General features: G+C 67.7%; 13 protein-coding genes. 8 read left to right on the forward strand and 5 right to left on the reverse strand.

The features are described 5' to 3' along the window. The first annotated feature begins 43 nt into the window (after positions 1-43). The 7 genes from LVB87_RS00215 (at position 44) to LVB87_RS00245 (ending at position 6,881) form a co-directional block, all read left to right on the forward strand. Positions 44-1,036, forward strand: a complete 993-nt coding sequence (locus LVB87_RS00215; RefSeq protein ID WP_232898917.1) for a PhoH family protein — start codon at positions 44-46, stop codon at positions 1,034-1,036. After that, on the forward strand, positions 1,033-1,503 hold the full coding sequence (gene ybeY, locus LVB87_RS00220) for an rRNA maturation RNase YbeY (protein WP_232898918.1): 471 nt from the start codon (positions 1,033-1,035) through the stop codon (positions 1,501-1,503). The genes LVB87_RS00215 and ybeY overlap by 4 nt, the downstream gene beginning before the upstream one ends. Positions 1,504-1,592: 89 nt before the next feature. After that, the gene (locus tag LVB87_RS00225; protein ID WP_232898919.1) at positions 1,593-2,450 is read left to right on the forward strand and encodes a transporter associated domain-containing protein; all 858 of its coding nucleotides are present in this window, start codon (positions 1,593-1,595) and stop codon (positions 2,448-2,450) included. Beyond that, complete coding sequence (locus LVB87_RS00230; RefSeq protein WP_232898920.1) at positions 2,437-3,609, forward strand: DUF4105 domain-containing protein; 1,173 nt, start codon at positions 2,437-2,439, stop codon at positions 3,607-3,609. Before LVB87_RS00225 ends, LVB87_RS00230 begins: the two co-directional genes overlap by 14 nt. Positions 3,610-3,624: 15 nt before the next feature. Then, the gene (corA, locus tag LVB87_RS00235; protein WP_232898921.1) at positions 3,625-4,617 is read left to right on the forward strand and encodes a magnesium/cobalt transporter CorA; all 993 of its coding nucleotides are present in this window, start codon (positions 3,625-3,627) and stop codon (positions 4,615-4,617) included. Positions 4,618-4,630: 13 nt separating this feature from the next. Then, entirely contained in the window at positions 4,631-6,682 is a 2,052-nt protein-coding gene (locus tag LVB87_RS00240) for a carbon starvation CstA family protein (protein ID WP_232898922.1), read from the forward strand. Beyond that, positions 6,669-6,881, forward strand: a complete 213-nt coding sequence (locus LVB87_RS00245) for a YbdD/YjiX family protein (protein WP_232898923.1) — start codon at positions 6,669-6,671, stop codon at positions 6,879-6,881. The genes LVB87_RS00240 and LVB87_RS00245 overlap by 14 nt, the downstream gene beginning before the upstream one ends. A gap of 7 nt (positions 6,882-6,888) precedes the next feature. Here LVB87_RS00245 and LVB87_RS00250 read toward each other — a convergent pair whose 3' ends face one another. The 3 genes from LVB87_RS00250 to LVB87_RS00260 form a co-directional block, all read right to left on the reverse strand. Then, positions 6,889-7,080 (reverse strand): hypothetical protein, encoded by a 192-nt coding sequence (locus LVB87_RS00250; RefSeq protein WP_232898924.1) that lies wholly within the window; start codon positions 7,078-7,080, stop codon positions 6,889-6,891. Positions 7,081-7,223: 143 nt separating this feature from the next. Continuing rightward, positions 7,224-9,293, reverse strand: a complete 2,070-nt coding sequence (locus LVB87_RS00255) for a S9 family peptidase (RefSeq protein ID WP_232898925.1) — start codon at positions 9,291-9,293, stop codon at positions 7,224-7,226. 14 nt (positions 9,294-9,307) lie between these two features. Then, positions 9,308-11,299 carry an oligopeptide transporter, OPT family gene (locus LVB87_RS00260; protein ID WP_232898926.1) on the reverse strand — a complete coding sequence of 664 codons (1,992 nt, stop codon included), beginning with the start codon at positions 11,297-11,299 and terminating at the stop codon, positions 9,308-9,310. Between the two features lie 160 nt (positions 11,300-11,459). Here LVB87_RS00260 and LVB87_RS00265 point away from each other — a divergent pair, with 160 nt between their 5' ends. Beyond that, positions 11,460-13,193 (forward strand): oligopeptide:H+ symporter, encoded by a 1,734-nt coding sequence (locus tag LVB87_RS00265; RefSeq protein WP_232898927.1) that lies wholly within the window; start codon positions 11,460-11,462, stop codon positions 13,191-13,193. Between the two features lie 609 nt (positions 13,194-13,802). Here the strand turns inward: LVB87_RS00265 and LVB87_RS00270 are convergent. Both LVB87_RS00270 and LVB87_RS00280 read right to left on the reverse strand, forming a co-directional pair. Next, complete coding sequence (locus LVB87_RS00270; protein WP_305067747.1) at positions 13,803-22,133, reverse strand: autotransporter-associated beta strand repeat-containing protein; 8,331 nt, start codon at positions 22,131-22,133, stop codon at positions 13,803-13,805. Continuing rightward, complete coding sequence (locus LVB87_RS00280; protein WP_232898928.1) at positions 22,130-22,642, reverse strand: ESPR-type extended signal peptide-containing protein; 513 nt, start codon at positions 22,640-22,642, stop codon at positions 22,130-22,132. The genes LVB87_RS00270 and LVB87_RS00280 overlap by 4 nt, the downstream gene beginning before the upstream one ends. Positions 22,643-22,699: the final 57 nt, after the last annotated feature.

Here is a 22,699-nt window from a genome sequence, read left to right on the forward strand (position 1 = left end):
ACTTATTCGCCCCGGGCCGCGGAAGCGCTACGCTTCGCGCCTCATGAATGCCCCTTCGCAACGCGACTTCACCCTCGAACCTGCCGATACCGAGCGCCTGGCCAACCTGACCGGCGCCTTCGACGCGCACCTGCGCCAGATCGAACTGCGCCTGGGCGTGGAGATCGCGAACCGCGGCAATGTCTTCCGCGTCACCGGCCCCGAAGCGGCGGTGCAGCGCACCGAACGCTTCCTGCGCGCGCTCTACGACGAGGCGGGCGAGGAACGCTTCGACGGCCATGCCATCAACGTGCGCCTCAACGCCGTCGATGCCGATCCGCAAGACGCGGCCGGTGGATTCGAACCGCAGGACGTCGCCATCCGCGTGAAGCGCGGCACCATCCGCGGCCGTGGCGCGAACCAGGCGAAGTACCTGCACGCGATCGCGACCCACGACATCAACCTCGGCGTCGGCCCCGCGGGCACGGGCAAGACCTTCCTCGCGGTGGCGATGGCGGTGGAAGCGCTCAACGAATCGCGCGTGCAGCGCCTGATCCTCGTGCGCCCCGCGGTGGAGGCAGGCGAGAAACTCGGCTTCCTGCCCGGCGACCTCACGCAGAAGGTCGACCCCTACCTGCGCCCGCTGTACGACGCGCTGTACGAAATGCTCGGCGTGGAAAAGGTCATCAAGCTGCTGGAGAAGAACGTCATCGAGATCGCGCCGCTGGCCTACATGCGCGGCCGCACGCTCAACGATGCGTTCGTCATCCTCGACGAGGCGCAGAACACCACCATCGAACAGATGAAGATGTTCCTGACGCGCATCGGCTTCGGGTCCACCGCAGTGGTCACCGGCGACCTCACCCAGATCGACCTGCCCAAGCACCAGAAGTCCGGCCTGCGCGATGCGATCGAGGTGCTGCGCGGCGTGGACGGCATCAGCTTCACCTTCTTCCAATCGCACGACGTGGTGCGCCATCCGTTGGTCGCGCGCATCGTCGACGCCTACGATGCGCGCGATGCGAACGACACCGCCACCGGTGGAGGCAACGCATGACCCGTGGTCCCGTCCGGCTCGACGTGTCCGTCGAATACGCCCTGCCCCGCATCGGCCTGCCGGCCGCGGTGAGCTTCCGCAAATGGGTCGCGGCCGCGCTGGCCGGTCGCATCCGCGAGGCGGACCTCGCGCTGCGCGTGGTCGGTACCAAGGAAGGACGCGCCCTCAACCGCCATTACCGCGGGAAGGACTACGCGACCAACGTCCTCAGCTTCCCGGCCGAACTGCCGGAAGGCGTGAAGCTCCCGCTGCTCGGCGACATCGTGCTCTGCGCCCCGGTGGTCGCGAAGGAAGCGCGCGAGCAGAAGAAATCGCTCGCCGCCCACTACGCACACCTGACCGTGCACGGCACGCTCCATCTTCTCGGCTGGAACCACGAGGACGCCCGCGAGGCCGACGCCATGGAGCAACTGGAGCGGGAAATCCTCGCCGAGCTGGGCATCGGCGACCCTTACGCCGACGCCTGACGCTCCGCCCGGGGTTCACCGGGTACTCGCATTTCCGCGTTAGACTTCCCACCGTCGCTCCAATTCACGGAGCCTCGTCCCACCCCCCAATGGCCGACGACGACAGTCCCCAGTCCGACGACAAGAGCCGACGTACCTGGCTCGACCGCATCACCGCCGCCCTGTCGGGCGAGCCCACCACCCGCGAGGATCTGGTCGAGCTGCTGCGCGACGTGCAGGCCGACGGCCTGATCGCGGCCGATACGCTGCGGATGATGGAAGGCGCCATCGCGGTGTCCGACCTGACCGTCGGCGACGTGATGATCCCGCGCGCGCAGATGGTGGCCCTGCCCGCCGACGCGCCGCTGCGCCAGCTGATCGAGTTGGTCGTGGAATCGGGCCACTCGCGCTTCCCGGTGCACGGGGAAGACAAGGACGAGATCCTCGGCATCCTGCTCGCCAAGGACCTGCTGCGCGGCGTCGTCGCCGAGCACGCACCGGGCAGCGTGCGCGAACTGCTGCGCCCCGCGGTGCTGATCCCCGAGTCGAAGAAGCTCAATGTGCTGCTGCGCGAGTTCCGCCAGTCGCGCAACCACATGGCCATCGTGATCGACGAGTACGGCGGCGTCGCCGGCCTGGTCACGATCGAGGACGTGCTGGAACAGATCGTCGGCGACATCGACGACGAGCACGACGAGGCGGTGGACGAGGCGCAGCTGATTTCGGCGCAGGCCGACGGCCACTTCGTGGTCGATGCGCTCACGCCGATCGCCGACTTCAACGAACGCTTCGGCGCGGACTTCGACGACGACGAATACGACACCATCGGTGGCCTGCTCACCGCGGCCATCGGCCACCTTCCCGAAGCGGGCGAAGAACTCACGCTCGGTCGGTTCGGGTTCCGCGTGGCGCGCGCCGACGCGCGTCGCCTGCACGCTTTGCATGTGAGCGTGCATGCGGACGCCTGAGGGGGTCGCACGGCTGCTGATCGGCGTCCTGCTGTGGCTGTTGGCCACGGTCGCGAGTGCCGCCACGCCCCGCATCGGCGTGATGACGATGCAGCCCGGCGAAATCTTCTTCGAGCGCTTCGGCCACAACGCCATCGTGGTCGAGGAACCCGGCGCGCAGACGCCGATCTCCTACAACTTCGGCTTCTTCGACCTCGACGAACCGGGCTTCCTCGGCCGCTTCGTGCGTGGTGACATGCAATACAAGCTGGTCGCGCTGCCGGTGATGGACGACCTCGCCTACTACCAGGACGTCGGCCGCGGCGTCTCGCTGCAGTGGCTCGACCTGACGCCCGCGCAGGCGCGCGAGCTCGCCGACGCGCTGGCGGAGAACGCACGTCCGGAAAACGCGCGTTACCGCTACGACTACTTCACCGACAACTGCTCCACGCGCGTGCGCGACGCGCTCGACCGCGCGATGGGCGGTGCCTTGCGCAAGCAGCTCGAGGGCCGCTCGGCCGGCGACACCTTCCGCAGCGAGGCCGTGCGCCTGGCCTCGCCCGCGTTGTGGATGTGGCTCGGCTTCGATATCGGCCTCGGGCCTTACGCGGATCGGCCGCTGTCGCGCTGGGAAGACGCGTTCGTGCCGATGCGCCTGGCCGCGAGCCTGCGTGAAATGCACAACACCGAGGGCCGGCCGCTCGTGCTGTCCGAATCGGTGATCGTGCCGCATCGCCTGCCGCCCGAACCGCAGGACGCGCCGCGCCGCTGGTGGCCGTGGCTGATCGCGGGACTGGCGCTCGCCTTCGGCATGCGCTGGCTGTCGACGCATCGCCCGCGCACCTTCGGCGCCGTGGCGCTGCCGCTGTGGACCGTGCTGGGCCTGCTCGGCGTGGTCATGGCCTTCCTCTGGTGCTGCACCGCGCACCGCGCGGGCTGGACGAACCACAACCTGCTGCTGTTCTCGCCGCTGTGCCTGCTGCTGTTGCCGGGCGCGTGGGCCTTGCTGCGCGGGCGCGCGACCTCGCGCTTCCACGCGGGCGTCCGCATCGCGGTGGCGGCCGGCGCCGTGCTCGCGCTGTTCCTGCAACTGCCCGCCGGCGCGCAGGTCCAGGCGGCCTGGCTCGCGCTGCTGGTTCCCCTGCACCTGGCACTGGCCTTTCCCGTCACGCGCCGCTGAGGCAGGATGCGGGGCATGAGCGAACCGGCCCTGCCTGCCTGCGTCATCAATTGCGCGGTCTACGACCGCCACGGCAAGCGCGGCGACATTTCCCTGGATGCGATCAGCGACGCGCTCGCCGTGGACGACGGCAGCTTCGTCTGGGTCGGCCTGTACGAGCCGGAAGACGCGATCCTCGAAAAGCTGCAGGAAGAGTTCAACCTGCACGACCTCGCGATCGAGGACGCGCAGCACGCGCACCAGCGACCGAAGATCGAGGCCTACGGGCATTCGCTGTTCGTCGCCGTGCACACCGCGCAATCGGTGGACGACAAGATCCGCTTCGGCGAAACGCATGCCTTCCTCGGCCCGCGTTACCTGGTCACCGTGCGCCACGGCGCCTCGCTGTCGTATGCGCCCGTCCGTGCGCGCGTCGAGCGCGAGCCCGACCTGCTCTCGCTCGGCCCTGCCTATGCGCTGTATGCGGTATTCGACTTCATCGTCGACAACTACCTGCCCATCGTCTCGGAATTCCGCGACGCGCTGAACGCGCTCGAGCAGGACATCTTCGCGTCCACCTACCGCCGCGAAACCATCGTCAAGCTCTACGAACTCAAGCGCGAGCTCACCCAGCTGCGCCTGGCCGTCGCGCCCATGCAGGACATCCTCGGTCAGCTCTCGCGCATGCATGGCGCGCTGGTGCCGGACGAAGTGCGCCTGTACTTCCGCGACGTGCTCGACCATGCGTTGCGCGTCAACGAATCCACCGACACGCTGCGCGAGATGCTCACCGCGGCGATGAGCGTCAACCTCTCGCTGGTGACCATCAACCAGGGCGAGGTGGTGAAGAAGCTCGCCGGTTGGGCGGGATTGCTCGCCGTGCCCACGCTGGTCGCGAGCTGGTACGGCATGAACTTCCACAACATGCCGGAACTCCAGGGACGGCATTCGTACTTCATCCTGATCGGCGCGGTGCTGGTGTTCTGCATCGTGCTGTACCGCTATCTCAGGAAAATCCGCTGGCTCTGAGGGGAGCACGTCCTTGATCCGTCATCTCGGTTGGGCGGCGCTCGCCCTGTTCGCTGCGTGTTGCCTGGGCGTGCTCGCGCTCTCCAACGGGGAACCGGTGGGCGCTCTGTGGATCGTGTCAGCGGCGGTGTCGGTGTTCTGCATCGGCTATCGCTTCCATGCGCGCTACATCGCCGATCGCGCCTTGCGCATCGATCCCACGCGCGCGACGCCGGCCTGGCGCCGCAACGACGGACTGGATTACGTGCCGACGCAGAAGGCGGTGCTGTTCGGGCACCACTTCGCGGCGATCGCGGGCGCAGGGCCCCTGGTTGGCCCCGTGCTGGCGGCGCAGATGGGCTACATGCCGGGCATGTTGTGGATCATCTTCGGCGTGGTGCTCGCGGGCGCCGTGCAGGACATGATGGTGCTGTTCCTCTCGGTGCGCCGCGACGGACGCTCGCTCGGCGAGATGATCCGCAACGAACTCGGTGCGGCGGCCGGCGTGACCGCGATGGTCGGCATCCTCGCGATCATGGTGATCCTGCTCGCGGTGCTGGGCCTGGTGGTGGTGAAGGCGCTGGCCGTGAGTCCGTGGGGCGCGTTCACCGTCGCGATGACGATCCCGATCGCGTTGCTGATGGGCGCGTGGCTGCGCTGGATTCGCCCGGGGCGCATCCTGGAAGCGTCGATCATCGGACTGGTGTTGTTGTTCGCCTCGATCTGGATCGGCGGGCACGTCGCCGCTTCGCCGGAATGGGCGCCGGTGTTCACCTTCGACGCCAAGTCGCTGGCGTGGATGCTGATCGGCTACGGCTTCGTCGCCGCGGTGCTGCCGGTGTGGATGCTGCTCGCGCCGCGCGATTATCTTTCGACGTTCCTCAAGATCGGCACCGTGGTGCTGCTCGCGGTCGCGATCCTCGTCGCGATGCCCGAGCTGAAGATGCCCGCGATGACGCGCTTCGTCGATGGCTCCGGGCCGGTGTTCGCGGGCGCCTTGTTCCCCTTCCTGTTCATCACCATCGCCTGCGGCGCGATCTCGGGCTTCCACGCGCTCATCGCCTCGGGCACGACGCCGAAGATGATCGCGAGCGAAGGCCAGATCCGCGCGATCGGTTACGGCGGCATGCTGATGGAGGCCTTCGTCGCGATCATGGCGCTCATCGCGGCCTGCGTGCTCGACCCGGCGGTGTACTTCGCGATGAACGCGCCTGCGGCGGCCATCGGCACGACGGTGGACTCCGCTGCGCAGGCGATCGCGCAATGGGGCTTCGTGGTCACGCCGGACGTGCTGGCGCAGACCGCGAAGGACATCGGCGAAACCACGATCCTCTCGCGCACCGGCGGCGCGCCGACGCTTGCGGTGGGCATGGCGCAGATCCTCCACGGCATCCTCGGCGGCAACGGCATGATGGCGTTCTGGTACCACTATGCCATCCTGTTCGAAGCGCTCTTCATCCTCACCACGCTCGACGCGGGCACGCGCGTGGCGCGCTTCATGATCCAGGACCTCGCGGGCCTTGCCGTGCCCGCGTTCCGCCGCACGGAAAGCTGGGCGGCGAACATCGTGTGCACCTCGCTCGCGGTCGCGGGCTGGGGCTGGTTCCTCTACCAGGGCGTGGTCGATCCACTCGGCGGCATCAACACGCTGTGGCCCTTGTTCGGCATCGCCAACCAGATGCTCGCGGGCCTGGCAATGATCTTCGTGTGCGCCACGCTGGTGAAGATGAAGCGCGAGCGCTACCTGTGGGTGGCGGCCGTGCCGACGGCGTGGCTGCTCGCCTGCACGCTGACGGCGGGCTGGCAGAAGTTGTTCCATGCCGACCCGAAGATCGGCTTCCTGGCGAACGTGGCGCGCTTCTCCGATGCGCTCGCGCGCGGCGAGGTGCTCGCGCCGGCCAAGTCGCTCGCGGAAATGCGGCGCGTGATCTTCAACAACCAGCTCGACGCCGCGCTGTGCGCGCTGTTCATGGGCGTGGTGGTGCTCACCTTGGTGTTCGCGCTGCGCGCCGCCCTGCGTGCGCGCCGCAGCGACGCGCCGACCGCGATGGAGACGCCGCATGTGGCGCTCGATGCCGTTCGCTGAGCGCCTGCGCACCGAGTTCGCCGACGCCTGGCGCGCGGCGAAGCAGACGGCGCGCCTGGCGATCGGCATGCCGGATTACGAGGTGTATGTGGCGCACGTGCGCGCCTGCCATCCGGAGGCGACACCGATGACGCGCGAAGCCTTCGCGATCGAACGGATGCAGGCGCGCTATGCGCGGGGTCGCTCGCGCTGCTGCTGAGGGCCGCTCAGTAACGCGAGCTGATGTTCTTCTGCCAGCCTTCTGTCCGTCGGCGGTCCTTGCCGCTGCGCCGGTCTTCCTTGTCCAGCTCGAACCGGATCATTTCGCGACGGTCGTGGCCCTGACGGCGCTCGACGTTTTTCCGGCGCTCCGGGCCCATGTAGCGCAGGCCTTCTCCGCGTTCGGTCAGTACGTCCATCCTGCACTTCCCCCCGTGGCTGGAACACCACGCTCTGCCCTCTGAAGACGTGAAACGGCTCCGGTAACGGCCGGGCCCGAATGCGGCCGGGGGGCTGACCCCGGCCGCTTGTCGGTCACCAGCGCCCGACCAGCCGTTGCGGCTTACTTCGCCTCGTCGCCGATGTGCTGCTTCAGCCAGGCATTGACCGTGTCGTGCCACAGCACGCTGTTCTGCGGCTTGAGCACCCAATGGTTTTCATCGGGGAAGTACAGGAACTTCGATTCGATGCCCTGGCGCTGTGCCGCGGTGAACGCACCGATGCCCTGCTCCACCGGAATGCGGAAGTCCTGCTGGCCGTGCACCACGAGGATCGGCTTCTTCCAGTTCTTCACGTGGTTCACCGGATTGAAGCGCTCGTAGCCCTCCGGATGGTCGATGGCGGTGCCGCCGTTCTCCCATTCGCTGAACCACAGTTCTTCCGTCGCGAACCCCATCATGCGCTGGTCGAACACGCCGTCGTGCGTGACCAGGCACTTCCACGGTTCGTTCCAGTTGCCGGCGATCCAGTTGACCATGAAGCCGCCGTAGGACGCGCCGAGCGCGCAGGCCTTGTCGGCGTTGAGGAAGTCGAACTGCTGCTGCGCCGCGGCCCAACCCTTCTGCAGGTCTTCCAGCGGGCGATCGCCCCAGTGCTGGCTGATCGCATCGGTGAAGGCCTGGCCGTAACCGGTGGAGCCGTGGAAGTCGATCATGACCACCGCGTAGCCCTGGCCCGCGTACGTCTGCGGATTCCAGCGATAGCTCCAGCCGTTGCCGAAGCTGCCCTGCGGGCCGCCGTGGATGAGGAAGGCCACCGGGTACTTCTTGCCGGGCTGGTAATTCCACGGCTTCACGACGTAGCCGTGCACCGTTTCGTTGTTCCAGCCCTTGAACTGGAACTGCTGCGCATCGCCGAACTTCACGTCGGGCAGCATTTCGCCCGCGGTCTTCGTGATCGCGCGCTTGTTGCTGCCATCCAACTGCGCGGCGTACAGCACGTCGCCCGACTGCAGCGAGTTGCGGGTGAAGGCCAGCGTCGGGCCGGCGACGGCGAGCGCGGTCACCGTGCCGTCGGCGACGAGCGTCTTCGCTTCGCCACTGGCGATGTCCACCAGGAACATCGGCGCCTGGCCGACGTATTCGGCGGTGGTGTAGATCGACTTGCCGTCGTCCGACAACACGATGCCATTGGCGGAGACGTCCCACTTCGGCGCGATCTCGCGCGCATTTCCGCTGCCCATGTCCATCGCCATCAGGCCGAAGCGGTCGGCTTCGAAGCCCGGGCGCTGCATCGCGCGGTAGTACAGCGTCTTGCCGTCCTTCGCGAACACCGGGCCGGTGTCCCACGCCGGGTTGTTCGGGGTGAGGTTCTTCGCGGTGCCCGTGCCGTCGGCATTGACGAGGAAGAGGTCGAAGTTGGTCGACCACGGTTCCTTGCCGTCGGACTTGCGCGCGGAGAGCACGAGCGACTTGCCGTCGGGCGACCAGGTGAATTCGCTGGAATCGCCGAACGGACGCGAAGGCACGTCACCGATCACGTCGGCGCCGACGAGCGTGGCCTGCGTGATCTTCGCCTCGCCGAGCGGCGCCACGAAGAGGCGATTGAGCTTGCCTTCGTTCCAGGCGTCCCAGTGGCGGATGAAGAGATGGTCGAACAGCTTGCCCGATGCCTTCGTCTCGCCTTTGTCCTTGTCCTTCTTCGCGGTGCACGCCAGGTCGGCCTTGCACTCGGCGTAAGCCTCCATGCCCAGCGCGACGTGCTTGCCGTCCGGCGACACCTTGAACGCGCCCACGTCGAGCGCGACGTCGGTCAGCTGCACCGGCGCGCCGCCGGCCACCGGGATCGCGTAGAGCTGCATCGAACCCGACTTCGCGCTGAGGAAGTACACGCGCGTGCCGTCGGCCGAGTATTCCGGCGAGTTGACGTTCCAGCCTTCCGGCGTGAGGCGCACGGGCGGTGCGGCGTCGCGCGCGAACAGGTCTTCGATCCACAGGGACGTACTCGATTTGTTGGCGGCGAAGTCTACGACGCGCTTGGCGAACACGACCTTGCGGCCGTCCGGCGAAAGCACCGGCGAGGACACGCGATCGAGCTTGGCGAGGTCGCGCACTTCGAAACCGCGCGCGGCATGCGCCGCGATGGGAAGCGCCGACAGCAGCGCGAGGGACAGCAGGGCAGGACGGAGGTTCATGTGGGAATACCCGATCAGGCGTTGTTGACCGTGCGCGCCATGCGCTCGGTCCAGCGATAGAGGAAGAAGATGGCGGCGACGAAGGCAATGCCGCCGAGCCACACGGCCGGGCCGTTGGCGAATTCGTCGCCCACGATGGCCAGCGGGAACAGCTTGAACGCGACGATGCCCGCGATCAGCACGCCGATCAGGCCTTCGCCCACGATCATGCCGGAGGCCAGCAGGACGCCGAGCTGCTTGGTCGCTTCGGGGCGGGCGCTGCGATCGGCGCGCTTGTCGAAGTACCAGCCGGCAATCGCGCCGACGACGACCATCAACGTCGAGGACGTCGGGAGGTAGATGCCCAGGCCCACGGCGAGCGGGGAGAGGTGCGCGCCCTTGGTCGTGCGGCGCAGCACTTCGTCGACGATGATCAGCACCACGCCGATGCCCGCGCCGATGAGGATCAGGCTCCAGTCGATGTTGTTCTGGATCACGCCCATCGCGAGTGCGGAGATCAGTCCCGCCTGCGGTGCGGCGAGTGCCTTGGCGGTCGCGCCCGGCGCACCGACGAACCCGTAGGCCTCGTTCACCACGTCCAGCACGACGGGAATGATCGCCGCGCCGGCGATGACGCCGACCACCAGCGCCCACTGCTGCGCGGACGGTGTGGCGTCGACGAGCTGGCCGGTCTTCAGGTCCTGCAGGTTGTTGTTCGCGATTGCCGCCACGGTGAACACCACCGCGGTGACGAACAGCGCGAAGGCGACCAGGCCCTTTTCATGGCCCGGCTCGAGCAGCGGCTTGATGCCGAACACGAGCAGCAGCGCCGCGCCGATCACCACGAGGATGCCGATGCCGGACAAAGGACTGTTCGACGAACCGATCAGGCCGGCCATGTAGCCGCACACCGTCGACACCAGGAAGCTCATGACCACGATGTAGAGCAGGCCACCGAGCACCAGCGGCCACATGTGGTCGCCCAGGCCCGTCTCCGTGGCGAAGTTCGACAGGATCCACGCGATGGGCGCGAAGCACGCGAGCATCACCGCGCCGACGATCGTGATCGGGATGTCGTGCTCGGTGCGCGGCAGCGAGGCCAGGTCGCCGGCCTTGCGCACGCGCTGTGCGGCCATCGCCGAGGTGAGGCCGCTGACGACCGGCTTCACCAGCTTGCCGAGCGTCCAGATGGCGGCGACGCCGATCGTGCCGGCGCCGATGAAGCGCACGTTGGTGCTCCACGTCGCGCTCGCGATGTCTTCCAGGCTGCCGCCGGTCGCTTCATGCAGGAAGGAGAAGTGCGGCACGCCCCAGGCCCAGCCGATGAACGCGCCGAGCAGCATCGCCAGGCCCACCCACAGGCCGACGAGGTGGCCGACCGCGAACAGCGCCATCGACAATGCGAAGTCGAAACCGGTGACGCCCTCGCCCACGCGGAAGTAGCTCTTCACGTCGCTGGTGAAGGTGCGCGTGGCGACGATCGCGGCGAACACCGCGGCGACGATCGCGCCCCAGGTCACCGCCAGCAGGCCCGCGCGGCTGTCTTCGGCACCGTGCTTGGTGGCTTCGTCGCCCGGGCTGCCCACCTTGAGCACTTCGGCGCACGCCACGCCTTCCGGATACGGCAGGTCGGAGTTGGTGACCAGCGCGCGGCGCAGCGGGATCGAATACATCACGCCCAGGATGCCGCCGAGGGCGCAGATCAGGAACGAGGCCCAGTACGGGAAGCCCGTCCACCAGCCGATGATCACCAGGCCCGGCAGCACGAAGATGATCGAGGACAACGTACCGGCCGCCGAAGCGACGGTCTGCACGATGTTGTTTTCCTGGATCGACGTGTTCTTGAAGTTGCGCAGCAGCGCCATCGAGATGACGGCGGCGGGGATGGAGGTGGCGAAGGTCAGGCCGGCCTTGAGGCCGAAGAAGACGTTGGCCGCGGTGAATGCGAGGGTGATCACGACCCCGAGCACCAGGGCGCGCAGGGTGAATTCGGTCCGCGGTGCGGCGGCGAGGTGCGGTGTACTCACGGGCGAGTCCTGTTGGGCCGGGGCAAAAGCCCGCCCACCCTAGTGGGCGCCCCCGGCGACGGCAAGCCCCGCGGCCGCTTGCCGCCCGGGACCTCGGGCACCCGCCCTCCCCGCGCCGCCCCGGCTACACTCCGGGCGCATCACTCCGGGGGGAGCCTGCGTGTCCGCCGTCACCGCCTATACCGAGATTCCGCGCAGCGAGGATTTCCTCGGGCACCCGAAAGGGGTGTTCGTCTGCTTCTTCACCGAGATGTGGGAGCGCTTTTCGTTCTACGGGATGAAGGCGCTGTTGTTGCTGTATCTCCTGAAACACCACGGCTTCAACGACGACTCGGGTTACGACCTGATCGGCGCCTACGGCGGCCTGGTCTACGCGGTGCCGGTGATCGGCGGGCTGGTCGCCGACCGATGGCTCGGCATGCGCAAGGCGGTGGTCCTCGGTGGCGTGCTGCTGTGCCTCGGGCACCTGGGCATGGCGGTGGAAGGCCACGACGCGCATCGCGTCAACGGCGTGATGGTGCGCGATGAAGGCGCGCTGCAGATCTTCTATCTCTCGCTCGCGCTGATCATCGTCGGCGTGGGTTTCCTCAAGCCGAACATCTCCACCATCGTCGGCAAGCTGTACGCCGAAGACGATCCGCGGCGCGATTCGGGCTTCACGCTGTTCTATGCCGGCATCAACGTCGGCGGCTTGTTCGCGGGTCTGATCTGCGCCTTCCTCGGCGAGACCTATGGGTGGAAGTACGGCTTCGGCGCGGCGGGCGTGGGCATGATCGCGGGCCTGGCGATGTTCCTGTGGGGCCAGAAATACTTGCATGGGCACGCGGAACCGCGCGATCCAGCGGCGCTGAAGCAACGCGTCGCGGCCCTGCCGAGGGAATGGTGGATCTACCTGCTTGCGGTCGGCGGCGTGGCGGTCGTCTGGCAGCTGATCCAGCGCACGGCCACGGTACACAACGCGATGCACCTGGTCGCGCTGGCGTTCGGCCTGTGGTTCGTCTGGTATCTCATCGCGCGCTGCAATCGCGTGCAACGCGAACAGATGGTCGCGCTGATCGTGCTGATCCTCGGCGTGCTGGTGTTCTTCACCCTGTACGAGCAGACCTACGGCTCGTGGCTCACCTTCACCGACCGCCTGATGACCAAGGACATGTTCCCGTCGATGGTGAGCGACGCGAGCGGCACGCTGCCGTGGTCCGTGTGGCTGATGGTGGGCACGCCGGTGATCATCGTGATGGCGCTGAAGTCGAGCGACGCCGGCAAGCTCGGGATGGCGCGCGCGCTGGTCGCCATCTGGGTCCTGGCGATGGCGGTCGCGTGCTTCCGCGACGTCGTACTGGTGCCGCAGACGGCCGGCTCGCTCACCTTCCTCGGTTCGTTCTTCGTCGTGTTGCTCTCTCCCCTGTTCGCGTGGTTGTGGCCGTGGCTCGAGGCGCGCGGCTGGAACCCGAGCAAGCCGGCGAAGAGCGGCATCGGGTTGTTGTTCGCCGCCCTCGCCTTCCTGCCGCTGTTGTCGGCGGCGCATTCGATCGATGCACAGGGTGCGTTGGCGAGCGTGTGGTGGTTGGTGCTTGCGTATTTCCTGCTGGAGGTCGGCGAGATGTGCCTGTCGCCGATCGGCCTGTCGGCGGTGACGCAGTTGTCGGTGGCGCAGGTGGTCGGTTTGATGATGGGTGGGTTCTGGTTGGCGACGGCGTATTCGGAGGTGCTCGCGGCGCAGTTCGGCAAGCTTGCGTCGATCGATGTGCCTGAGAGTGGGGCGATCGATGCGGTGGAGGCTGCCGGGAAGTACGGGCATCTGTTCCAGCTGATGGTGTGGATCGGGCTTGGAGCCGCGTTGGTGTTTTTCGTGTTGGCTCCCTTGCTGCGGCGCTGGATGCATGGGGTGAAGTGACGCTGCTCTGCTGTGCTCCACTAGATCGGCGGATCGCCATGAGGTGTCGTGTGTGTCTTGTCCACTCCATACGACAAGTCGCGGCCAAGACACACACGACACCTCACGTCGCTCCGCTCGCGACTTGATGTTTTCGCGGAGCGTCTGGGAGAACGGCGCGCCGCAAGCAGAACCTCACGCGCCTACACCGTAAATTCTGAGGGTCGGCCCGTCGCCCACCTCGGCGCTGCGCCGTCGCGTGCGTCACCTTCGGCAGGCAACGTGCCTAGCGAGGTTTGTGAGCACGCGCCCCTTCGGACCGAAGGTACGTCCCCAACAATTGATATCTAGGCACCTTGCCCTCCGAAGCGGGACGCACATGCCGATGCAGCGAGCGAGGGGGCAAAGTGCCGACCGTCCGCAGCCGGAAGTTGGCGCAGGCGATCGCATCGCGGTGGCACGCGGCTTCCAGACGCTCCGCGCAAACATCCGATCGCGAGCGGGCCGACGTGAGCTGCCGTGTGCTCCTCGACGGGAGCTGCGGTATGTGAGCGGCGAGGAGCACACGGCAGCTCGCGGCGGAACGCCCGTCTTGTGGCGGCGGAACGCCCGTCTTGTGGAGGCCGAAGCTCACCACTGCACGCGAGCTCCGATCGTGGCCTGCTGGCGATCGACGTCGGTTCCTTGCAGGCTCGTCCCGTAGGAGAGCGTGCCGAACCAGCTGAAGTTGCGCCCCGTGCGCGCCTCGAAGCCGACATCGACGGTCGTCGCCAAGCCAAGCGCGTGGTTGGGCAGCGCCGTCGCACCGACGCGCATCGCCTGCGCACTTTCGCCGAACGTGTCTTCCACGCCGACAGTCATCCAGGGCTTCCACTGCGTTCCACTTCGCTCGAACGCATGCTCGATGCGCAGGTCCGCGCGCGCCGTGCCGATCGTGTCGTCGACCAGCTCGACGCGCTTGCCGCTCGCATCCACCAGGTCGCGCCAATGCGACGCGATGCCGCCCACCTGCAGGTGCGGCTCCAACGTCCAGCCCTGCGCAGGCGTGAACGTTTTGCCCCCGCGCAAAGCCACCGACAGCGATTCGCCCATCACCTTCTGGCGGAATCCGTCGTGCGTGCCCACATGGTCCGCGTGCAGTTGGCCGAAGGCGGTGCCATCGAAGTGCAGGCCACTGCCCGACGCGAAGGTGCCGTACATGCCGAAGCCGGACGTTTGCGTGCGGATGTTGGCGCTTGTGTTCGCGGCGAGCGCGCCGGAGGCCTCGCCCGTCGCCCAGTAGTTGCCACGTTGCATCGCGGCGAAGATGCCACCGCGGAGTGTCTTCGACGGGCTGTCGTGGCCGAAGATGTCCGCGCCCATGGTCAGGCTCGTGCCATCGCCGCTGAAGGCGACGCCCGGGTTGGCGCCCATCGTGATTTCGTCGACACCCACCGCGGCCCAAGCGCCGTGGCAATCGTCGAACTGCTGCGTGCTCGCGCGCTTGCCTTGCGTATCCTGCTTGCCGCATTGCATGCGATCGTCGCGTTGGCCTGCGAGATGACCGAAGGCGAGGTCGATCGGTGCGCGGGCGGTGATCGTGCCGATGGTCGGGATCGCGACGTAGCCGGGGACTTCCGGGAGCAACGACGATGCGTCGGTGTGCAGGTACCAGGCGCCGTCGGTGGCGTCCTGGCCGAATGTCCAGTCGAGCGCACTGCCGGGCAGGCGGATCACGTTGCCGCTCGCATCGGCGACGACGAAGGTCCCCTCGCCCGCGACATCGTTCGGGCTGTCGACGATCTTGATGGAGGTGGACTGCGTGACGGTGCTGCCGTCGCCGTCGAAGGCGATGCGCGTGGTGCCGCGGACATCGCCGTCGATGTCCAGTCCGCCCGCCGTGCCACGCGTGGGCGACACGGCGACCTGCAGAAGCGCATTGCCGCTGCCCGTGTAGTCGCCGTCGATGGCCATGCGGGCTTCGTCTACCTGGATCGTGCCGGCGTTTTCAAGCGAGCCTGCGATGTGCGCGCCGTCGCGCGCGGTGAGCGATGAAGTCCCGTCGATCGCCAGCGTGCCGCCCACGAGCGACAAAGCCTGCGCGAGTTGCAGCGTGCTGCCGTCCAGCAACGACATCCGTTCGATGTTCGCGAACTGCGGGAGCGTGCCGCCGTCGAGCGCCATGCCGTGGAAGCCGAGCGTGTCGTTGCCCGCACCGCCTTCGATGTCGGCGAGGCCGGACAAGTCGCCTCCCGCGAAATCGATGCGATCGTTGCCCGCGCCGAAGTCGAGCGCGCCGATGACGCGACCGGCGGAGGCAAACGTATCGTCGCCGCTCGTGCCGGTGAAGGTCCCGTCGATGCGCAGGGTGGCACCGGAGGCGACCGTCGTCGCATGGCTCGCGAGCGTGGCATCCGCGCCGACCGCCAACGTTCCACCGTCGATGCGCGTGGCATCGAAGGCCTCCGCACCCGACAAGACCAACGTGCCGGCGCCCTCCTTGTTCAATGTCTCGAAGCGGATCGTAGGGCCGAGTTCGAGGGATCCCGATTCGACGAACGCATCGATCGTATCGAAACCTGCACCGCCATCGATGGCCGATGCCAACGCGTGCGTGTCGGCGGCATCGTGCAGCCACAGGCGGTCGTCGCCGTCGCCGAGATCGACGCGGCCCGCGCCTTCAACGCGTCCGCCGATGTCGGCGAGGTCGCTGCCGGCCGTTCCGACGACCGCGCCGTCCACGCGCAAGGTCGTGCCGCTCGCGACGGTGAGCTCGCAAACGCCGATTAGCGATGCGTTCGCGCCCACCGATAGCGTGCCGCCTTGCACGTTGACGGTGTCGAAGACCGAAGGCGCGGTTCCGTCGACAGCGAGTACGCCGGTGCCGGTCTTCAGCAGCCCCTCGAAGTTCACCGCCGATCCGAGGTGCGCTTGCGTCGCGATGTCCGTCACCAGCGTGTCCGCGCCGCCGCCGCCATCGACGAGGCCGACGATCTGCGCCGCGTCTTCGACGGTGAGCGTGTCGTCGCCATCGCCCAGCGACAAGGCGCCGCCGCGCGTGTCGAGCAGGCCGGCGACGTCGACCACGTCGTTCCCGTCGCTTAGGTCGCCAGTGAGGTACGCCTGGCCGCCAGCGCCGACAACGAGCCTGTTGGCGCCCGTTCCCGCGAGCGTCGCGGCTGCGCCGGCGCCAGTGCCCACCGTGCCGTCGATGCGCAATGTCGTGTCGTCGGCGAGCGCAATCGACGATGTGGCGAGCGCGCCGGCCACCTGCAGCGTGCCGCCTTCGATGGCCGTGCCTGTGTCGAACGTGCCGCTGCCGCCGAGCGTCGCGACGCCGGCGCCCTGCTTGCGCAAGCTTTCGAACTGCACCGTCCTGCCTGCATCGAAGTCCATCGACGCCGCGGAATCCAGCACCACCGTATCGCCCGTGCCATGCGTGCCGCCGCTGACGACATTCGCGAGCACCGCGCCGTCGTGCAGCGTCAGCGTGTCCTCGCCCGCGCACAAGTCGATCGTGCCGCTGCCCGCCACGGTGCCCGACACGTCCATCGTGTCGTTGCCATCGCTGCAGCCGTAGGCGCCGTCGACCTGCAACGTGGCGCCGGATGCAACGCGCGTGGACATCGGCGACCCCGCAAGTCCCGTGACCGCTGCGGACGCGCCCACGAGAAGCGTGCCGCCCTGCACGTCGACATTCCCGAACGCCGACGCCGCCGGCCCGTCGATGTGCAAGGTGCCGATGTTGGTTTTCGACAAGGACTGGAAGTTCGCGACGCCACCGAGCGTCGCACTCGTGGCGATGTCGGTGACGAGCAGGTTGTTGCCCGCGCCTCCATCCACTGGTGACCACAAGCCGGAGAAATCCGCGCCGTCCTGCACGACGAGCGTGTCGTTGCCGGCGCCGAAGTCGATGCGGCCCGGACCCGTCACGAGACCGGCGATGGTGGCGGTGTCGTCGCCCGCCGTACCCGACAGCAGGGTGGTGACGCTCAAGGTCGCGCCACTCGCGATGTTCAGCGTGCGCGTGGTGAGGACGGAATCCGTGCTCGCGTCGAGCCGGCCATCGCTGACGACGACACTGTCAAAATCCGCAAATCCACCCACTATCAGGGTGCCGGCGCCGGATTTTCCGAGCGATTCGAAGCCGGCCAGCCCATCGAAATGCACGGTGTTGCCTGAATCGACCGCAACGTCGAGCAAGTCGATGCCCGGGCCCGCATCGATGTCGCCGACGACGGTGGCAAAGACCGCGTCACGCGTACGGAACGTGTCGTCACCCGCGCCGAGCGAAAGCACGCCACCCCATGTGTCGAGCGTGCCGGCGAGATCCACCACGTCGTTGCCGTCGCCCAAATCGCCGTTAGCGGCGAGGTGCCCGTAGGCATCGACTTCGATGCGATTGCTGCCATCCGAGCCCGTGATCGCGATGGCTTCGCCGGTCGTGCTGACCGCATGGTCGATCACGCGCAATGTGGTGTCGTCCTTCATCGACAGCGTGGGCGTGATGAGCGTGCCGCCCACGACGAGTTTGCCACCTTCGAGTGCCGTGCCGCCCGAGTAAGTGAGCGTGCCACCCAGCGTCGCGGTGCCCGCCCCACGCTTGGTCAGTGATTCGAAGTTCACGGTATTCGTGCCGTCGAACGCCAAGTCCTCATCCGCCTGCAGCACGATGCGATCGCTGGTCGAATGCGCACCGCCGTCAACGAGCGCGCCGAGCGTCGCGCCGTCGTGCAGCGTCAGCACGTCGTCGCCCGCGCCCAGGGAGACCGGCGCCGTTCCGGTGAGTGTTCCTGCAATGTCGAACGTGTCCGCACCAGCCGTGCCGTTGTAGGCGCCATCGAGTTGCAGCGTTGCACCTGCAGCGATCGTCGTCGCACGCGCGCCGACGCTTCCGGTCGACGTCACAGCGAGCAATCCCCCATTGACCTGCACGCTGTCGAACGATGCAGCGCCGTTAACCTGCATGGTCCCGCCGCCTGATTTTCCGAGCGACTCGAACCCGGTCAATCCGCCGAACGGCACCGTGAATCCGGTATTCACCACGACATCGAGCATGTCGTTGCCGGCGCCCGCATCCAGGTTGCCGATGACCGCCGTTGTATCGTGTGTGCGGAACACGTCGTCGCCGGCACCGAGCGAAAGCGTGCCGCCACCCGTGTCGAGCGTGCCTGCGAGATCGAGCACGTCCGCGCCGTCGCCGAGATCCCCGGTGGCGCGCAACGTCGATCCGCCCGCCACCACGACCGTGTTGGCGCCTGCGCTGCCCGTGATCGTCGCCTGCAGTCCGCCGGCAGCGCCGAAGGTCCCGTTGACATCGAGCGTGGTGCCATCGCCCATCGCGAGCGTGTTGCTGGTGAAGTCGCCCTGGATGTCGAGCGTGCCACCGTTCAAGGCCGCGGTCTGGAAGGCGTTGGTGCCTTGCAGCGTGGCGACGCCGGTGTTGTCCTTGACCAGCGTTTCGAAGTTGACGACTTTGCCCGCGCCCAACGTCAGCGCGCCGCTGTTGTCCAGCCGCAACATGTCCGCCGTGACATTCGCGCCACCATCGAACACGCCCGCGAATCCGGTGATGTCGGCACCGTCGTCGAGCGTCAGCGAGTCGTCGCCCGCGCCCAACTGGAGCGCACCGCTGCCGAGCAACGTGCCCGACACGGTCATCGCATCGGCGCCGCTCCCCAGGTCGATCCCGCCTGTTGCGACATCGAGCGTTCCCGCCGCGACGATGCTGTCGTTGCCGTCACCGAGCGAGCCCGCGGCGCGCAAGGTGCCGCCGCTGTTGACGCGCAGGACGCTGTCGGTCCCGCCGACATCCACCAGCGTGGCGGCGCCGCCGCTGTTGGATTCCACGGTGCCGTCCACGTTCAAGGTCGCATTGCCCATGCGCAGGGTGTCGCCGCGCAGGCGGTTGTCGATGTCGAGCGTGCCCCCCGTGACCTCGATGGTGCCCACCGCGTCCGTGCCTGCGAGCGTCGTGGTGCCGCTGCCGCGCTGCGCGAGCGTGCCGGTGCCGGAGATCGCCTGTGTCACGGTGTAGGCGTTGTTGCGGTCGAAGGCGAGCGTGGCGGGCGCTGCGATGGTCACGCTGCCGCCGCCGAGCGTGCCGGTTGCGCCACCGTTGCCGACCTTCAGCGTGCCGGCGTCGATCTGCGTCGCGCCTGCGTAGGTGTTGTCCGCGGTGAGCGCGAGCGTGCCGGTGCCGAGCTTCTGCAATCCGCTCGACCCTGCGCCGCTCAGCACGCCGCGCATCTCCGCATCGACCGCGGCGCTCCCGTTGGCAACATCGATCGCGCGCATCACACCGGCCAGCGCGATCGGATTGAGGAACGCCACCATGCTGTCCGCGCTCGCATGGCTGAACATCAGCGCCTGGCTGCCGGGCACGAAGCCACCGGTGTTCCAGGTCATGGTGGCGCCTGCCCCGCCGATGTTCACGATGCGATCGCCGCCGACCGCGGCGAAGCCGCCGCTGCCGGTCCAATGCACGCCGTGGATGAAGCGATCGTCTGCGCGGTTGCCGACGCCGACGGTGCCGTTGTCGTTGAAGGAACGCGTCGCGGTGGTGAGTCCGCGCGTGAAGTCGCCGCTCGCCGCGGTGAGGCCGAGGACGCCGCCGCTGAAGTTGATGAGGCTGCTCATCGGCGTGGGCACGACGTAAGTCGCATGCGAGGCCGCCGTGGACGCCGTGCCGAGGCCGCCTGTGATGGCGCCCGCGCTGCCCGCGTACAGCACGCCGCCCGAGATCGTGGTGTTGCCGGTGTAGTTGGGCGTGGCTGCGGTGATCGTCCACGCGCCAATGCCGGCCTTCGCCAGCCCCGTGCTGAAGATGTTTTCGTTGTTGGCGTTCGAGATGTCGCCGAGCGCGGTGGCGAAGATGTTGTTGCCGGTGTTCGTACCGCCGAGCGTGAAGGTCACGACGCCCTGCCCGCTGCCGCCGGTGTTCTGCATCGCACCCGTGTTGGTGAACGCGATCGCGCCGGAGCCGCTCGACTCGAGCGTCGCACTGTTGTCGAGCGACATCGCACGATCGGTGCTGCCGCCAGAACCGAGATAACGCAATGTGCCGTTGTTGAGGTGGACGTTCGAGGCGGCGTTGCTGCTCTGCCCCAGGCTCGAGACGACGTTGCCGTTCTGCAGGCTGGTGACTTCGAGCGTGCCGCCGTTGATGGTCGTGGTGCCGCTGTAGGTGTTCAGGCCCGACAGGCGCCAGGTGTTGGTGCCGTTCTTCAGCACGTTGAGCGTGCCGCCGCCAGTATTGGAAAGCACGCCGGTGAATTCGTTCGACAGGGCCGTGGCGCTGGTGCCGTTGAGCGTCAACGTGTGCGCCCCCGCCGCGGCGGTTGCGGCGCGCAGGCGGAGCGCGCCGCTGCCGTTGGCCGAGAGGGTCGCATTCGACGTGCCGAGGGTGATGCTGCGATCGCTGGTTTCACCGGCGCCGGTGTAGATGAGCGTGCCACTGTTGAACACAACGTTCGCCGCGGCATTGCTTGCCGCACCGAGGTTGCCTGCGGCGCCACCGTTGCCGATGGTGTCCACCACGACCGTCGTGCCCGAACCGATCGTGGTGATGCCGGCATACGTATTGAGCCCGGAAGCGGTGACCTGCCCGCCGCCCTGGTAGTTGATCCCACCGTTGCTCAGCAAGCCGCTCAGGCGCGCCGTGCCACCCGTGCCGACGTTGACGGTGCGCGAGGCGCCGTTGAAGTCGATGGGGTTGCGGAAATCGATCTCCGCGTTGCCGGCGTTGGTGGCCGCGAGGTTAAGCCAGTTGCCGTTCGGGATGAAGTTGCCGCTGGCCCAGGTCATCGTCGCGCCCGCGCCGCCGATGTTGACGAAGCGATTCGCGAACGCGGCGGAGAAGCCGCCGTTGCCGGCCCAGCGGATCTGGTTCGCGCCCGTGCCGAGCGCGCGGGTGAAGTCACCGCTCGTGGGCGTGAGCGCCAGCGTGTTGCCCGTCGAGGTGGCCGTGCCGGCCAGGACGATCCCGCCGCTCGTCGATGCCGCGGTTGCGTTGTTGAGCAGCACGTTGCCGAAGGCGGTGCCACCTCCGAGCACGAGGTTGCCCGTGTAGGTGTTCGCGCCACTCAGTTCGATGAGACCCGTGGGCGCACCGGCGACGTCGCCGCCGACACGCAGGTTTCCCGCACCCGAGATGACGCCGGAGATCTTCGCGCGCGCGTTGGTACCGCCGACGATGCCGTTGTATGCGGAGAGGTCGTAGGTCGTCCCGGCATTGGGCAGCACGAGCGCATTCTGGAAATCGAGCGTGCCGCTACCCAATGCGTTGTTGCCGGTGCCCAGCTGCAATTGACCGCTGGTCGCGAGGAAGTTGGGCGTAACGCCCCAGGTCAGCGCCGCGCCCGCGCCACCGATGTTGACCACCTGTGTGCCGGTGCCGACGGAGGCGAAGCCGCCGCTGCCCGTCCATCGCACCTCGTTCGCACCGGTGCCGAGTGCACGCGTGAACGAGGCGTTCGCGGACGTGAGCGCGACCACGTCGTTCCACTGCGTGGCCAACGTGCCGGCGATGGCGAGATTGGTGTTGGGCGAAAGCGCGCCGGCGCTGTTGAGCGCGAGCTGGCCGGACGAGAGGGTGGTTGTTCCGGTATAGGTGTTGTTGCCGGCGAACACGGCGCTGCCGCTCACCATGACGGACAAGACATTCGCGCCCGTATCGCTCCATGCGCCGGTCTGCGTGATGCTGGACACTTTCATGTTCGCGCTGGCCGTGAGCGTCGGCGCACCGCTCCACGTGCCGGCGCCCCCGATCGAGAACGAGCCCGAGGCAGTGAGGTTGTGCGCGAATGCCCCGGAGACAAAATCCACTTCCGCGCCGCTGGCGACCAGGAGGTTCGATGCCGCCGTGCCCGCGAGCCCCAATGCTTGCGTGTTGTTGAGGCGCAGGATGCCCTGCTGCACGCTCGTCACGCCGGTGTAGGTGTTGGCGCCGTTGAGTTGCAGGATGCCTGCGCCAGATTTCACCAAGCCCGAAGTGCCGGCAACGATCGACGTGATGCCGGCACTTCCCGTCGCGACCGAAATGGTGGGATTGGTCCCGCCCATGTCAGCGGCCCACCGTTGAGCGTGTAGTTGGCGACGTTGAACGTGACGTTGTGCGCGGTGACGCCGGCGCCCGCGATGATGACGGTGCCGGCCGATCCGCCGAACACCGCGTCCAGGGGAACCGTGCCGTTCCATGCGGTGTTCGCGCCCGCGGTAGCCGCGCTGTCCCAGTTGATGCCGCCTTCGGACCAGCTGCCGTTGCCGCCGTCGGCGTTCGCGGTGGTGTCGTTGCCGTCCCAGAACACGCTTTGCGCATGCGCGGCGGTCCATGGGCCCAGCGCTGCGAGCAATGCAAGCGTAAGGCGATGCTGCGCGATCGCGCTGCGCCCGTCGTGCGCACGCGCACCACGTCGGCGCGCTGCCGATTCCGACACAACGATCCATGCACCGGTCGCATGGGACCAGATCACCTGGAAAACACGATTCATCGCCCAACCCCTCGTCCGCATGCGTGACTGCATGTGCGGCCGAATCTACGAGGCGCG

The organism is Lysobacter sp. KIS68-7 (assembly GCF_021284745.1).
Lineage (GTDB): Bacteria > Pseudomonadota > Gammaproteobacteria > Xanthomonadales > Xanthomonadaceae > Noviluteimonas.

Coding starts and splice junctions, on each gene's coding strand:
- LVB87_RS00215 (WP_232898917.1), top strand. CDS start 44: ATGAATGCCCCTTCGCAACGCGACTTCACCCTCGAACCTGCCGATACC.
- ybeY (WP_232898918.1), top strand. CDS start 1,033: ATGACCCGTGGTCCCGTCCGGCTCGACGTGTCCGTCGAATACGCCCTG.
- LVB87_RS00225 (WP_232898919.1), top strand. CDS start 1,593: ATGGCCGACGACGACAGTCCCCAGTCCGACGACAAGAGCCGACGTACC.
- LVB87_RS00230 (WP_232898920.1), top strand. CDS start 2,437: ATGCGGACGCCTGAGGGGGTCGCACGGCTGCTGATCGGCGTCCTGCTG.
- corA (WP_232898921.1), top strand. CDS start 3,625: ATGAGCGAACCGGCCCTGCCTGCCTGCGTCATCAATTGCGCGGTCTAC.
- LVB87_RS00245 (WP_232898923.1), top strand. CDS start 6,669: ATGCCGTTCGCTGAGCGCCTGCGCACCGAGTTCGCCGACGCCTGGCGC.
- LVB87_RS00250 (WP_232898924.1), bottom strand. CDS start 7,080: ATGGACGTACTGACCGAACGCGGAGAAGGCCTGCGCTACATGGGCCCG.
- LVB87_RS00255 (WP_232898925.1), bottom strand. CDS start 9,293: ATGAACCTCCGTCCTGCCCTGCTGTCCCTCGCGCTGCTGTCGGCGCTT.
- LVB87_RS00280 (WP_232898928.1), bottom strand. CDS start 22,642: ATGAATCGTGTTTTCCAGGTGATCTGGTCCCATGCGACCGGTGCATGG.